Raw genomic sequence first — 14,840 nt, forward strand, 5'->3', positions numbered from 1 at the left:
CCTTTCTCTTGACGCCCTCTTCGCCACACCCAGCCCCCGTCAAAACGCCCGCCGCCATTATCGGGGCCGGCATTGGCGGCATTGCCACGGCTGTGCGGCTGGCCTGCCAGGGGCATGCGGTTACGGTGTTTGAGGCCGAGGCGTCGTTTGGGGGGAAGATGCATCAGCTGGAGCTGCCCGGCGGCTACCGCTTCGACGGCGGGCCGTCCCTGTTCACGCTGCCGCAGCTGGTAGATGAGCTGTTCCGGCTGGCCGGCCGCACCCCCACTGACTACTTTCGCTACGAGCGGCTCGACCCCATCACGCAGTACTTCTTCGCCGATGGCACCCGCCTCACCGCCTGGGCCGAGGAGCCCCGCTTCGCGCAGGAAGTCGAGCAGAAGCTGGGTGTGCCCGCCGCCGACGTACTGAGCTTCCTCCGGCAAAGCGGCCGCGCCTACGAGGGCACCGCCGATACGTTTCTGCGCCACTCCCTGCACAAAGCCGGCACGTACCTGCGCCCCGAGGTGCTGAAGGCCATGGCCGTGCTGCCCCAGCTGGGTCTGCTCAGTACCATGCACCAGCGCCACTCCGCCGCTTTCCCGCAGGACGCGCGCCTGGTGCAGCTCTTCGACCGGTTTGCCACCTACAACGGCTCGGACCCCTACCAGGCGCCCGCCACGCTTTCCCTGATTCCGCACCTGGAGCACGGCCTGGGCGCCTATTATCCCGAGGGCGGCATCTACGCCATTGCCGCCAGTCTGGTGAAGCTGGCTGAAGAGCTGGGCGTGCAGTTTCGCTACCAGGAACCGGTGCAGGAAATCCTCACGGCCGGCGGGCGTGTCTCGGGGGTGCGCACTTCGCGGGGCGTGTACGATTTCCCATTGGTGGTAAGCAATATGGATGTGGTGCCCACCTACCGCCGCCTGCTGCCCCAACAGCCCGCACCCGAAAAAACCTTGCAGCAGCCCCGCTCGTCCTCCGCCCTGATTTTCTACTGGGGCATTGGGCGGGAGTTTGCCGAGCTGGGCGTGCACAACATCTTCTTTTCCCAGGACTACCGCCGCGAGTTCGAGGCCATCTTCCGGGAAAAAACCGTGGCCGACGACGTGACGGTGTACGTGAACATCACCAGCAAAAAAACTACTGCGGATGCTCCCACCGGCCACGAAAACTGGTTTGTGATGGTGAATGTGCCCCACGACCAGGGCCAGGACTGGCCGGCGTTGGTGGAGCACACGCGCCGCGCCGTACTGCAGCGCCTGCACCGGGCGTTGGGCGTAGATATGGCCCCGTACATCCGGGCCGAGCAGGTATGGGACCCGCCGGGCATTGCCCGGCGTACCTCGTCGGTGGGTGGGGCGCTGTACGGCAGCTCCAGCAATAATATGCTGGCGGCCTTTCTGCGGCATCCAAATTTTTCGCGTAAACTCCCTGGCTTGTACTTTTGTGGAGGCAGCGTCCATCCGGGCGGCGGTATTCCGTTGTGCCTGTTGTCGGCCGCCATCGTCGCCGACCTTATATCTGCCTGATTCCGCATGCCTACGACCGACTCTACGCTCCAACCCCCGGCGGCGCCCCCGACCACGCAGCCCGGCAGCCGCCAGCGCCTGCGCGTAGCGCAGGGCATCATTCTGCTGTTTCACGTCACGGGCTTTATCGGGCTGGGCTTTTCGCAGGACCCCGACTTCTACCTGCGCTTCGTGCCCCTGAACCTGCTGCTCACGGCGGCGCTGCTTCTGGCGTTTCAGGCGGAGCGCTCCGTCAGCTTCTACGTTTTCTGCTTTATGACGATGCTGGTAGGCTTCGGGGTGGAAGTGCTGGGCGTGCAGAATAAAATCATCTTCGGCAACTACGTGTATGGCCCCGTGCTGGGCTTCGGGGTGCTGGGTGTGCCGCTGGTTATCGGGCTCAACTGGCTGATGCTAACGTACATGGCCGGAGTGCTGGCCCGCTACCTGCCCCTGCCCGATATCCTGCGGGCCGTGGTGGCCGCGGTGCTGATGGTGGGCATGGATGTGTGCATCGAGCCCGTAGCCGTGCAGTTTGATTTCTGGAGCTGGATGGGCAACGTCATTCCCCTGCAGAACTTCAAGGCCTGGCTGGCGGTGTCCTTTATCCTGCAGATATTCTTCATCCGCAGCCAGTTTCTGAAACGCAATGAGCTGGTGCCGTTTGTGTACTTGGTGCAGCTGCTTTTCTTTTTCGGACTGGGCCTGTTGAGCTAGCCTGCGGGGCGGCTATTGCCTAGCTTGCAGGCCCGGCAAGGTTAGCGCCGGGTTGTATTTGCATTCTTAGGTCGTATCGTATGCCTGCCTCTACCCTGCAGCAAACTATTCTGGAAGAAACGCAGCAGCTGTTTCTGCAGCACGGCATCAGCGGTCTGCCGCTGGACGCCCTGATTCAGCACCTGAAAATTTCCCCGGCCACGTTTCGGGGCATGTTTGCCGACAAGGACGACCTGGTGCTGCAAGTGGCCCGCTACGACCTGGAGCGCCAGAAAAAGGAACACGCCGCCTTGTTTGCCCAAACCAGCAGCCCGGTGGAGCGCATTCTCATGCTCCTGCAGCATGGTATCGGGGAGATGCAGAAGGTACCCGGCACGTATTACGTGGAGGTTCAGGAGCAGCATCCGACCACCTGGGAGGTGCTGATGGACCATCTCACCACGTATTCCTACCCCCAGATTCATGGCCTGCTGAACGAGGGAATTCTGCAAAAGGAGCTCCGGGGCGACATCAACATTGAGCTGGTCACCAAAATCATTCTGGAGCAGCTGAACCTGATTCTCAACCCCGTGGTGTTTCCGCCAAGCCGCTACAACCTGTCCGAGGTTTTTCGCAGCGTGTACCTCTACTACGTGCGCGGCCTGTGCACGGAAGAAGGCATCCGGGCCGCTGCCGCGCACTTTTCCCGGCTGTAAACCCCGCGTTTTCAGCCGACCTATTAAAAACACAACGCCCCGACTGCCAGTAGCGGCGTTCGGGGCGTTGTGCGGTAAGGGAGCCTACTCAGCGGGTTAGCTGATGGAAACGCGTACTTTCTTGGTGTACTCGCGCAGGGCTTCCTTGAACTCCAGCTGGTGGTCCTGCATGTGGTTCAGAATAAAAATGGCCGCCAGCACGTGCGTGAGCTGCTCGCCTTCGTCTTCGCCGGGCACGGCAAACGGGAGCGTCTGCTCTTCCAGAATGGCTTCTTCGGCGGCTACCAGCGCCTGCAGCGGCTGGGTTTCCACGAGGTGTTTGATGGCAGGAATCTTCATCGACGACTTAGTTGAGGCGGTTGATGAGGTCGGCTACGGCCTCTTCCTTGCTGGCCGATACGGTATCGAGCAGCTCTCCGTCCTTGAAAATGGCGAAGAAGGGCAGCGTGCTTACACCGGCCAGCTTGCGGGCCTCGGGGCTGGTTTCGGCATTCACGTCCAGAAAGGCAATGCTCTGGTTCTGCTCGGCGTCCGAAAGGCGTTTGTATTTGGGCGAGAACAGGCGGCAGTTGCCGCACCAGTCGGCGTAGTATTTCACTACTACTTTCTTGTTCGAATCGAGCAGCTGGCGGAAATCCGCGTCGGTTGCTTTGGTAACGGGCATGGGTAATAGCTGAAGGTTGAGCGGGCAAAGATACAGCCAGCGAAGAATGATTCTTACCTGGCTGCCGCGCTTTAACCCGGTATTTGCCAAAATGGTTGCCGCTTGCCCGGAAAACCACCCGGCTGCTAACCTGCGCCCGCCGCTGGCCGTTTGCTGCCAAACGCCCGTCAACCCCGGGCACTTCGCTTATGGCTGACCTTATTTTCTTTGGCGACTCGCTCACAGCCGGCTATCAGCTGCGGGCCGCCGAGGCCTTCCCGGCCCTGCTCCAAACCCGGATTGATGCCCTGGGCCTGCCCTACAAAGCCTACAACTACGGCGTGAGCGGCGAAACCAGCGCCGGCGGCCGCCAGCGCGTAGCCAGCGTGCTGGCCCGGCACCAGGTAGAGGTGTTTGTGCTGGCTCTGGGCGCCAACGACGGCCTGCGCGGCATTCCCATACGCGAAACCGTTCAGAACCTGCAGGATATCATCAACCAGGTGCGGCAGAAATTCCCGCAGGCGCGCATCGTGCTGGTGGGCCTGGAGTTTCCATTTGATCTGGGCCCGCTGGGCGGGCATCGGTTCGGGCAATATGCCACCGAGTTTAAAGCACTGTTCCGGGCGCTGGCCGAGAAGAATAGCCTGCCGTTCGTGCCGTTCCTGCTACAGGGCGTGCTGGGTCAGCGTCACCTCAACCTGCCCGACGGTGTGCACCCCAACGCTGCTGGCCATAAGCTGCTGGCCGACAATATGTGGGCGGTGTTGGAGGGTGTGCTAAACAACTAGATAGCCTCTTTATTTATTAAGATAATTTCTAAATAAGGTTGTGTCGTGTAGTTTCGACTAGTACTTTTGGCGCAGTTTAGATTATTTCTAAACAAACGCCGGGTAGTTGTCCGGCCGGAATTTGCGCCAATCAGCATGAACCACACCTTCACTGTCAACCTTCGTCGCTCCAGCGGGAGCTTCCTCTTTTGTTTCTCCTGTTGCTGGCGGCGCTGCTGCCTGGCACCCTGCTGGCTCAAACCAACGGCATCCTGCGGGGTACGGTGCGCACGGCCGATGCCCAGCCCGCCGAACAAATAAACGTGGCACTGGAAGGCACCACCCGCGGCACCGCCACCGACGCCCAGGGTGCTTACGTACTGCGGAGCGTGGTGCCGGGCAGCTATACGTTGGTGATTTCGTTGGTAGGCTACGAGCCCAAGCGGCTGCCGGTAGAAGTACGGGCCGGCGAAACTACCCGGGTACCCGAAGTGGTACTGGCCGAGAGTGCTCAGCAGCTGCGCGAAGTAGTAGTGAGCGGCAACCGCACCAACAAGTTTACCCGCAAGCAGTCGGTGGACGTGAACAAGATGCCGCTCGATAACCTGGAAAATCCGCAGGTGTACGCCACCGTGGGCAAGGAGCTGCTGACGGAGCAGCTGGTGTTTTCGGTGGATGATGCCACCCGCAACGCCCCAGGCCTGCAGAAAATGTGGGACGCTACCGGCCGCGGCGGCGACGGCGGCGCCTTCTACGCCGCGCGGGGCTTCGTGACGCAAAGCCAGCTGCGCAACGGCGTGGCCGGCAACGTGACCGGCAACATTGACGCGGTAAACCTGGAAAAGCTGGAAGTTATCAAAGGCCCGTCGGCCACGCTGTTTGGCTCGGCACTGACCTCGTACGGTGGCCTGCTGAACCGCGTCACCAAAAAGCCTACCGAAACCTTCGGCGGCGAAATCAACGTAGCGGCCGGTTCCTACGGCTTCCACCGCGTGAGTGCCGACGTGAACCTGGTGGACCCAAACACCCCTGCCGATCAGCCCAAAACGCTGGGCTTCCGCCTGAACACGGCGTACACGTACGAAGACAACTTTCAGAATAAAGGCTACACGGGCTTCAACAAGAATCTGGCCGTGGCACCCAGCCTGCAGTGGCGCCCCTCGGACCGGCTGACCGTCAACCTCGACGCGGAAATCTACAAGGGCCGGGGCACGGGCAACCAGTTTATCTTCTTCTACTTCCCGTCGGCTACGCTGGGCTTCGACCGGGCTGACCAGTCGCCGTTTGATTACCACCAGTCGTACCAGGGGCCGGGCCTGATTCAGAATTCGCGCAGTACCAACCTGTTTGGGCAGGTACGCTACAAGATTTCGCCCAGCTTCACGGCTACCACCTACCTGACCAGCAGCAACAGCTACTCGGATGGCAACTCGGCGTACTTCTACCTGACGCCGTCTACCCCAGGCTTCCGCCTCCGCCACCCCGAGCTGCCCGAAGCGGCCAACTACCTGGTGCGGGCCGACCAATCGACGGACAACAGCCAGCGGCAGCTATGGGAAGCGCAGCAGCTGTTCAACGGCGACTTTCAGGTGGGCAGCCTGCGCAACCGCGTAGTGCTGGGCCTGGATTTCCTGCGCATCGACTCAGATATTAATTTCATAGGCGGCAACGCCGATACGGTGGCCTTGTCCTCGCCCCGGCCCGTGCTGGACCAGTTCAACGGAACCAACATGAACGCCGTGTACGCCCGCGGCGGTGGTGGCCGCTACCTGGTTACCACCAAGTCCAACACCTACAGCGCCTTCGTGTCGGACGTGCTGAACCTGACCGAGCAGCTGAGCGTGCTGGCCGCCCTGCGCGTAGACCACGTCAACAACAAAGGCGGATTGTACTACTCACCCGTGGCGGCCTACACGCAAACCACCTGGTCGCCCAAATTCGGGGTGGTGTATCAGCCGGTGAAGGACCGGGTAAGCGTATTTGCCAACTACCAGAACAGCTTCAACAACCTGGGCATTTACCTGGCCGAAGACGGCAGCCGCCCGCTGGCCCGGCCGGAGCGCGCCAACCAGTGGGAGGGTGGAGTGAAGCTGGATGCCGCCGCCGGCCGCCTTAGCGCCACGGTGAGCTACTACAACATTCGGGTGCAGGACCAGCTGCGGCTGCTGGGCTACGCGCCTACTACGTTTGAAGCCATCAATGCCCAGGATGCCACCCAGCGCAGCAAGGGCGTAGAAGTCAGCGTTATTGCCAATCCGGTGAGCGGTCTGAACATAGTCGGCGGCTTCTCCTACAACGACTCGAAATTTGAGAACTCGCCGGAAGACGTGAACGGCCGCCGCCCCAACACAGCCTCTTCGCCCTACCTGGCGAATGCGTGGGTAAGCTACCGTCAGCCCGAGGGTGCGCTGCGCGGCCTGGGCGCGGGCTTCGGGGGAAACTACGTCAGCGAAAACCGCGTGCTGAATACGAGCACCAACGTGTTTACCTTGCCGAGCTACACGTTGCTCAACGCCAGCATCTTCTACGACCAGCCCAAGTACCGCCTGTCGGCCAAGGTAGACAACCTTACCGACCAGCAATACTGGACGGGCTACACTACCATGAACGCGCAAAAGCTGCGCAGCGTGGTGGGCAGCATTGCCTACAAGTTTTAATGCTATAAACTGTCATTCCGAACAAAGCGGGGAATCGTACTGGTCAACCGGAACCCCAGATTCCTCGCTTTGCTTGGAATGACAGCTTTTTCCTGTCTCTAGCCATGACCCCATTCAAGAAAGCCGTTGGCAAGCTGCACCTCTGGCTCGGGCTGGCGTCCGGGCTGGTGGTATTTATCGTGAGCATTACCGGGGCCATCTTCACGTTTCAGGACGACATCCGGGACCTGACCGAGCCCTGGCGTAAGGTGGACGTGCAGGCGACGGCGCCGGTGCTGCCCTCGCGCCTGCAGGCCGCGGCGCTGGCCGGCCACCCCGGCGTGGCGGCCAAGGACTGCTGGACCACGTACTTCGGGCCCGACCGCTCGGCCACGGTGTTCTTCACCGACAAAGCCGGGGCGCCAATGCTCGTGTACCTGAACCCCTACACCGGGCAGGTGCTGCACGGGATGGACCTGCGCACGCACTTTTTTACCATCATTCAGGAAATCCACATGCACCTGCTGCTGCCTGAGGCGGTAGCCAAGTGGGTGGTGGGCGGCTCCATTTCCATTTTTGTGGTGATGCTGCTGTCGGGCCTGGTGCTGTGGTGGCCCAAGCGCAAGCAGGAGCGCAAGCAGCGCTTTGCCATCAAGTGGGGCGCCCGGTGGCGGCGTATCAACTACGACCTGCACAACGTGTTGGGCTTCTACGTAGCCAGCATTGCGCTGGTGCTGGCTTTGTCCGGCTTGTTCATGATCTTCCCTTGGATGCTCAAGTCGATTGTATTTGTGGTGGATGGGGGCAAGCCGGCTCCTCAGGAGCTGATGGAAACCAAGCTTGATACCTTGAAAACCGTAACAGCTGCTACTCAGCCCCTTTCCGACATCGTGTACCGCAACGTGCGCCGCCTTTCGCCCGCCAACGAAATGGTCCTTATTGGGCCCACCGGCACGGGCAAGACGTCCGCGTACTGCTGGACCTACCAGAAAGCCCTGCACTATTACCATCGCGACGAATATGCCTTCCACCCTGTGTCGGGCCAATTGCTGGAGACGCGTTTTCACGCTGCCAAAAGCGCCGGCACCAAGTTCTCTGACATGAACTACGACCTGCACACCGGGCAGTTGCTGGGCGTAGGCGGCAAGATTGTGGCATTCCTGGCCAGCCTCATTTCGGCCAGCCTGCCCGTAACGGGCACCATTGTGTGGTGGGGGCGCCGCAGCAAGACGAAAAAGAAAAGCCGGAAGCTCGTATCAGCTTAAAACACATGTTTGGGATTTTGCTCTGGGGTCATGCTGAGCTTGTCGAAACATCTCTACCGCTTCGTTGAATGATGCAGGCGAAGCAGTAGAGATGCTTCGACAAGCTCAGCATGACGTTCTAAAGAAGGAGTCTACGAAATCTAAACACGCACTAAAACACAAGCGGCCCCAACCAGCAGACTGGTTGGGGCCGCATCCGTTTAGAAGGCAGTACGCTACGCGTTGTACATCTTCTCGTAGTACTCCCGCGCCATGCGGCCCGACTCAAACTCGGGCTCTACTTCGCGCATGGCGGTTTTTTGAATTTCCAGGAAACGGTCGGGCTGGTTGTAGTACAGCGGCAGAATTTCCTGCTCCAGCACGTCCAGGATGCCGGTGGCTTCCAAGTCGTCCTTCACGGGCTCGGGCTCGTGGATGTTGGCCAGCGGAATCAGGAAGCCGTTTTCGCCCTCGCGCACAAACTCCGGAATCCAGCCATCGGCAATGCTCAGGCTTATGCAGCCGTTCATGGCCGCTGTCATGCCGCTGGTGCCGGAGGCTTCGCGTGGGAAGCGGGGCGTGTTCAGCCAGATGTCGGAGCCCTTTTTCAGGGCCGCCGACAAGCCCAGCTCGTAGCCCGTGAGGACGGCGCAGTTCCTGAACGGCTTGGTTTTCTGAATGATGTCATTGAAGGTGCCAATGGCGCTGTAGTCTTTGGGGTAAGGCTTGCCGGCCCAGATAATCTGCACGGGCCGCTCGGTATTCATCACCAGCTTTACAAACCGCTGGAAGTGACGCAGAATAAGGTCGGCGCGCTTGTAGCCGGCAAAGCGCCGGGCCCACACGATAGTCAGCACATTGGGGTCGAAGATGTTGCCGGTCTGGTCGGCCACGATGTCGAACAGCTGCTTTTTCAGCTCCAGCTTGCGCCGGCGCAGGGCCGCATCGTCGTTGCTTTCCAGGGCCTGGTGCAGCTGGGCGTCGCGCCAGTACGTGCCGTTCTGGGAGTTGGTGATGTGGATGATGGGGCAGATGCCGGGGTTGGTGCCCCACATCTGGTTGGCTACCACGCCGTGCACCTTCGATACGCCGTTGGCAATGCGCGCCATGCGCAGGGCCGCCAGCGTGTAGTTCAGCTGGTCGTTTTCCACGCCCACCAGCTGGCGCACCTCATCGGCCGCAATACCTCCGAAGAATGTCATTTCCTCGAGCAGCTTCATGGGGTGTTCCTCGTTGCCGGCCAGCTCGGGGGTGTGGGTGGTGAACACCAGCCGCTTCTGCACCTCGGCCAGCTGGCGGCCGTGCTTTTCGTAGAGGTAGAACGCCAGGGGCAAACCGTGGCCCTCGTTGAGGTGGTACACATCTACCGGGTGGTTCAGCAAATCGAGCAGCTTGCCGCCCCCGATGCCCAGTACCATGCTCTGCGCCACGCGGGCGGCCGTATCGGGGTCGTAGAGGTGGTGGGTGATGGTGCGGGAGATGTAGTCGTTTTCGGGAATATCAGTGGTAAGAAAGAACATGGGCGCCGTGCCAAACACCTCCGGTGCCAGGTACATAGCTTTCACGTGCACCTGCGCCCCGTGAATGGTGATGGGAAACACCAGCCCGGTATCCTGCAGAAAGGAGTAGGACTTGTGGCGGTAGTCCACGCGCATGGTCTGGTCTTCGTTGCGCGTCTGGTCGTAGTAGCCATCCGACCACAGAATGGCAATGCCCACCAGATTCTGGCGCAGCTCGTAGGCCGAGCGCATGTGGGAGCCCGCCAAGAAGCCCAGGCCGCCTGAATAAGTTTTCAGCGCCTGATCAAGCGCGAATTCCATGGAAAAGTAAGCCGCGGCGGTGCTGTATTCGGCCGCAGGCTGGTAGAAGGAGAAAGTGAAAGCCATTAGAGTGTTAGAAGGAAAAAAGCAGGAAAAGCGTAAAGCTCGAAGCAGCCGGGAAGGTGCAAAATTCCGGGGACAAGCTATATCGTGAGCGGCATTTCGATGGGATACGCGGCGTTTCTGTACGCTGGAAAGGCCTACGCTGCAGTGGCTTCCTTGGTTTTTTATAACAATACCATACTATTGCCATATGGCATCAGCTGGTTCCGCCCCACCGGCTCTGCCTGCTCTCTTCCTTCCATCACCCCAATCCTCTCTCTCATGCACATTGCCCGTTTGCTCACGGCCAGCCTGCTCGGCGTGGCCTTCGCCTGCACGTCCATTCAGGACCCCGCGCCCCAGGCCCCGGCAGCGGCCGCCACTTCGCAGAACGTCAGCGCCGCCGGCTTCCCCCGAAACCTTCGACAGCGGCACCAAAACCGCCTACACCACCGGCTCCGTTACGCTCGGCTCGGGCTCCTGGACGCTGAACGACGCCCTGCTCGGCAACACCACCGCCGACCATAAAACGGGCACGCAGTCGGTGCGGGTGCGCAATGTGGGCTCCCTGAGCATGAACTTCAACACTCCGTCCGGCGCGGGCGTAGTAACGGTGCAGCACGCCGTGTACGGTACCGACGGCAGCTCTGCCTGGGAGCTGTGGGCCTCCAGCAACAGCAGCTCCTCCTACGCCAAAGTGGGCAGCACTATCACCAGCAGCAGCACCAGCCTGAGTACGGCTTCCTTCACGGTGAACCTGAGCGGCGCCGTACGCCTGCAGATTCGCAAAATCTCGGGCGGAACCAACCGCATCAATATTGATAACGTGACTATTGAGCAATACGGCGGGGGTACCACGCCGCCCACCGGCACGGCCAAGAAGTTTCTGTTCGATGGTTCGCACGGGGAGCTGGCCGGCAATGCCGACTGGGTGCTGGACGTGAACAGCGGGGTGGCGTCGGCCCTGCCTACGCCGGCCCAGAGCGGCATTACCAGCACCACCCCCGAAACTTACTGGACGGGCGCTATTTCGGCCTGGGGCGTGGCCCTGGTAAAGCGCGGCCATACGGTGGAGCAGCTGCCCGCCGGGGGCCGCATCACCTACGGCGACGCCAGCAACAGCCAGGATTTGAGCAGGTACAACGTGTTTGTGGTGGATGAGCCGAACGTGGTCTTCACCGCCGCTGAGAAAACGGCCATCCTGCGCTACGTGCAGAACGGGGGCGGCCTGTTCATGATTTCCGACCACATCATCTCCGACCGCAACAACGACGGCTGGGACTCCCCCGAAATCTGGAACGACCTGATGCAGAACAACTCGGTGCAGGCCAACCCTTTTGGCTTCGCGGTAAACTCCGATAACATCGTGGAAAACAGTTCCAACGCCCTGGTGAGCAGCACCAACCCCATTATGAACGGCGCTCTGGGCACCGTGTCGCAACTTTCCTTTCACAACGGTGCTACCATGACGCTGAACCCGACCGCCAACTCCACCGTGCAGGGCCTGATCTGGCGCGTGGGCGTGGCCAAGGGCAACAGCAGCGTAATGGCCGCTTCCAGTACCTTCGGTACCGGCCGCGTAGTCATCATCGGCGACTCTTCCCCGGCCGACGACGGCACCGGCTCGCCCGGCAACACGGTGTACGATGGCTGGAACGAAAACGTAAGCCACGCCCGCCTGCACCTGAATGCCTCCTTGTGGCTGGCTAAGATGTAGGAGCGTCTGGAACCCAGCTATTCGCTGCGGCGCTGAAAGTAACCCCTCACTTTCGCAGCGAAAGAGCAGTTCTTAGCGAATAGGATTTAACCCCGGCTAACGCCCGCGCCTCAGAAGTGGCGCGGGCGTTTTATTTTGACCGTTTTAGCCCTTTGAAGCGAAATTTCGCCGTTTTTGCGGTTCTGGGAAATGCCCGGCGGATTTTGGATACTGGCGGCGGAGCGGGTAACTTGCTGCACCACCCACGTACCTACTCCCCTTACATGACGCGTTTTCGATTCACTTCCCTGGCTTTGTGCCTGGGTTTGCTGGCCGCCGCACCCCTGGCGGCAGCTCCCGGCCCGGCTCCGGCCCCGCAGGCAGCCCCGGCGGCCAAAGTAGCTCCCATCACCCGCATCGACCCCACGTTCTGGTGGGTGGGTATGAAGAACCCTAAGCTGCAGCTGCTGGTACACGGTCCCGGCATTGCAGCCAGCCAGGTGGAGCTGGCCAGCTATGAAGGCGTGACTCTCGACGGCTTCCAGAAGCTGGAAAGCGCCAACTACCTGGTCGTCAACCTCACCATCAGCCCCACGGCCAAGCCCGGCAAGCTCAAGCTGGAGTTCAAGGGCGCGAAGAAAACCACCTACGCCTACGAGTTGCGGGCCCGTACCACGCCCGGCGACAAGCAGAAAGTGCAGGGCCTCACGCAGCAGGATTTCATTTACTTCCTGATGCCGGACCGCTTCTCCAATGGCGACCCGAAAAACGACTTCATCCCCGGCATGCGTGCCCCCAAGGTGGCCCGCGACTCAATGTACGCCCGCCACGGCGGCGACCTGAAAGGCATCGAAAACCACTTCGACTACCTTAAAGAACTGGGTGCAACTGCCGTGTGGATGACGCCCGTGACGGAAAACGACATGCCCAAGGCCAGCTACCACGGCTACGCCCTCACCGACTACTACAACGTGGACCGCCGCTACGGCACCACCGAACAGTACAAGGAGTTTGTGGACAATGCCCACCGCAACGGCCTGAAAGTGGTGCACGACGTGGTGCTCAACCACATGGGTTCCAAGAACTATCTGTTCCTCGACCAGCCCGCCCGGGACTGGTTTAACCAGTGGCCCGGCTTCACGCGCAGCAACTACAATTCCTCGGCCCTCAACGACCCCTACGGCTCCCAGCGCGACCGGGACCTGTACAACAAAGGCTGGTTTGATACCACCATGCCCGACGTGAACCAGAGCAACCCGCTGGTGGCCACGTACCTGATTCAGAACTTCCTGTGGTGGGTAGAGTACACCGGACTCGATGCCTACCGCATCGACACCTACCCGTACTCCGACCCCAAATTCCTGATGCAGTGGGGGCAGGCCCTCAACGAGGAATTCCCCCAACTGTTCAAGTTTGGCGAAGCCTGGGTGGGCAGCACGGCCCAGCAGGCCTTCTTTGCCCGCAACGTATTTCAGCCGGTCGATGGATTTAAGTCGAACCTGGAATCGGTGTTTGACTTCCAGTCGCAGGGGGCCATTCACGACGCCCTGCGGGGTGACAATGGCAACATGAACCGGCTTTACGAAGCCCTGCAGGGCGACTGGATGTACGAGGATGCCACCCGCAACGTGACCTTCCTCGATAACCACGACATGAGCCGCTTCTACTCCGTGATAGGGGAGGACTTTGCCCGCTACAAAATGGGCATTGCCTGGCTGCTCACTTCCCGCGGCATTCCGCAGCTCTACTATGGTACCGAGGTGCTGATGAAGAACTTCTCCAACCCCGACGGCAAAGTGCGCGAAGACTTTCCCGGTGGCTGGCCCGCCGACAAGCAAAGCTACTTCACGGCCGCCGGCCGCACCGGCCAGGCCGGCGAGGCCTTCAACTACGTGAGCAAGCTGGCCCAGTACCGCAAAACCCACTTGGTGCTGGCTACCGGCAAGCTCATGCAGTTCATTCCCCAGGATGGCGTGTACACCTACTTTCGCTACAACGACCAGGGCGAGGCCGTGATGATCCTGCTCAACGGCAGCAAGGATGAGAAAACTGTGGATGGCACCCGCTTCGCCGAGCGTACCGGCGGCTTTAGCTCGGGCCTCGAAATCACCACCGGCGCCACCCTTTCCAGCCTCAGCAGCTTCAAAATCCCCGCCCGCACCGCTTGGGTGGTAGAACTGAAAAAGTAGTTATCAGTTGTTCGTTGCTCGTTGTCAGTGCTCGAAACGAACCCACTGACAATGAGCAACGAACAACAAACAACCGACAACGAATGCACCAGCCCATACACGCCTGTATCTTCGACCTCGACGGGGTGATTGTGGATACGGCCAAGTTCCATTACCAGGCCTGGAAAACCCTGGCCCACGGCCTCGGCTTCGATTTCACGGAGCACGACAACGAGCGGCTGAAGGGCGTGAGCCGCATGCGGTCCTTGGAAATTATTCTCGAAATCGGCCAGCAAACGTTGCCGGAAGACGAGAAGCTGACCCTGGCTACGCGCAAAAACGAAGCGTACCTGGAAGACGTGCACCGCATGACCGAGGCCGACGTGCTGCCGGGCGTGCGTCGCTTTCTGGAAGAGTGCCGCGCCGCCGGCCTGAAAACTGCCCTCGGCTCGGCCTCCAAGAATGCCCGCCTCATCCTCGACCGGGTAAACCTGCTACCGCTCTTCGATGCCATCATCGACGGTACCGACGTGGCCAACGCCAAGCCCGACCCCGAAGTGTTCCTGAAAGGCGCCGAAGCCCTGGGCGTAGCGCCCGCCGACTGCGTGGTGTTCGAGGATGCCGTAGCCGGCCTTGAGGCCGCCCGCAATGGAGGCATGCGCTGTATTGGTGTCGGGGATGTAACTATCTTAGCCGAAGCCGATTTCGTGATTCCCGGCTTTGCCGATATGACCGTTGCCCGCCTGCAGGAATTCGTAGCTGGGAGCTAAGTGTTAGTTCCCCTCCTTATTTTCAAGGAGGGGTGGCCGGAGGCCGGGGTGGTTTTGCTAGAGCTAAAAAGTTAGATCTAGTTATCGTCCTGACGGATTTACCACCCCGGCCTCCGGCCACCCCTCCTTCGAATAAGGAGGGGAATTTGTAG

12 protein-coding genes are annotated in these 14,840 nt (G+C 60.6%); 9 read left to right on the forward strand and 3 right to left on the reverse strand.

The features are described from left to right. Positions 1 to 8 precede the first annotated feature (8 nt). The 3 genes from crtD to LRS06_RS10605 all read left to right on the forward strand — a co-directional run bounded on the left by crtD (position 9) and on the right by LRS06_RS10605 (position 2,902). Entirely contained in the window at positions 9 to 1,511 is a 1,503-nt protein-coding gene (crtD, locus tag LRS06_RS10595) for a 1-hydroxycarotenoid 3,4-desaturase CrtD (protein ID WP_257871457.1), read from the forward strand. Positions 1,512 to 1,517: 6 nt separating this feature from the next. Next, a complete protein-coding gene (locus LRS06_RS10600) occupies positions 1,518 to 2,207 on the forward strand; it encodes a carotenoid biosynthesis protein (RefSeq protein ID WP_257871458.1) in 690 nt (229 codons plus the stop codon). 80 nt (positions 2,208 to 2,287) lie between these two features. Then, positions 2,288 to 2,902 carry a TetR/AcrR family transcriptional regulator gene (locus LRS06_RS10605; protein ID WP_257871459.1) on the forward strand — a complete coding sequence of 205 codons (615 nt, stop codon included), beginning with the start codon at positions 2,288 to 2,290 and terminating at the stop codon, positions 2,900 to 2,902. A 96-nt stretch (positions 2,903 to 2,998) separates the two neighbouring features. Here LRS06_RS10605 and LRS06_RS10610 read toward each other — a convergent pair whose 3' ends face one another. Then, entirely contained in the window at positions 2,999 to 3,241 is a 243-nt protein-coding gene (locus LRS06_RS10610) for a hypothetical protein (protein WP_196957394.1), read from the reverse strand. Positions 3,242 to 3,248: 7 nt separating this feature from the next. Next, entirely contained in the window at positions 3,249 to 3,566 is a 318-nt protein-coding gene (locus LRS06_RS10615) for a thioredoxin family protein (protein ID WP_257871460.1), read from the reverse strand. A gap of 188 nt (positions 3,567 to 3,754) precedes the next feature. On the opposite strand from LRS06_RS10615, the gene LRS06_RS10620 reads away from it, so the two are divergent. From LRS06_RS10620 to LRS06_RS10630, 3 genes are all read left to right on the forward strand, one after another. Beyond that, a complete protein-coding gene (locus LRS06_RS10620) occupies positions 3,755 to 4,333 on the forward strand; it encodes an arylesterase (protein ID WP_257871461.1) in 579 nt (192 codons plus the stop codon). A gap of 188 nt (positions 4,334 to 4,521) precedes the next feature. Then, positions 4,522 to 6,969 carry a TonB-dependent receptor gene (locus LRS06_RS10625; RefSeq protein ID WP_257871462.1) on the forward strand — a complete coding sequence of 816 codons (2,448 nt, stop codon included), beginning with the start codon at positions 4,522 to 4,524 and terminating at the stop codon, positions 6,967 to 6,969. Between the two features lie 104 nt (positions 6,970 to 7,073). Continuing rightward, the gene (locus tag LRS06_RS10630; protein WP_257871463.1) at positions 7,074 to 8,213 is read left to right on the forward strand and encodes a PepSY domain-containing protein; all 1,140 of its coding nucleotides are present in this window, start codon (positions 7,074 to 7,076) and stop codon (positions 8,211 to 8,213) included. Positions 8,214 to 8,428: 215 nt separating this feature from the next. On the opposite strand, the gene glgP is transcribed toward LRS06_RS10630, so the two are convergent. Beyond that, complete coding sequence (gene glgP, locus LRS06_RS10635; RefSeq protein WP_257871464.1) at positions 8,429 to 10,078, reverse strand: alpha-glucan family phosphorylase; 1,650 nt, start codon at positions 10,076 to 10,078, stop codon at positions 8,429 to 8,431. A 265-nt stretch (positions 10,079 to 10,343) separates the two neighbouring features. Between glgP and LRS06_RS10640 the strand changes: the two genes are divergently transcribed. From LRS06_RS10640 to pgmB, 3 genes are all read left to right on the forward strand, one after another. After that, positions 10,344 to 11,771 carry a hydrolase gene (locus LRS06_RS10640; RefSeq protein WP_257871465.1) on the forward strand — a complete coding sequence of 476 codons (1,428 nt, stop codon included), beginning with the start codon at positions 10,344 to 10,346 and terminating at the stop codon, positions 11,769 to 11,771. Positions 11,772 to 12,034: 263 nt separating this feature from the next. After that, entirely contained in the window at positions 12,035 to 13,939 is a 1,905-nt protein-coding gene (locus LRS06_RS10645) for a glycoside hydrolase family 13 protein (protein ID WP_257871466.1), read from the forward strand. Between the two features lie 83 nt (positions 13,940 to 14,022). Beyond that, on the forward strand, positions 14,023 to 14,688 hold the full coding sequence (gene pgmB / locus LRS06_RS10650; protein WP_257871467.1) for a beta-phosphoglucomutase: 666 nt from the start codon (positions 14,023 to 14,025) through the stop codon (positions 14,686 to 14,688). The last annotated feature ends 152 nt before the right edge of the window (positions 14,689 to 14,840 follow it).

This window comes from Hymenobacter sp. J193, from assembly GCF_024700075.1.
GTDB lineage: Bacteria > Bacteroidota > Bacteroidia > Cytophagales > Hymenobacteraceae > Hymenobacter.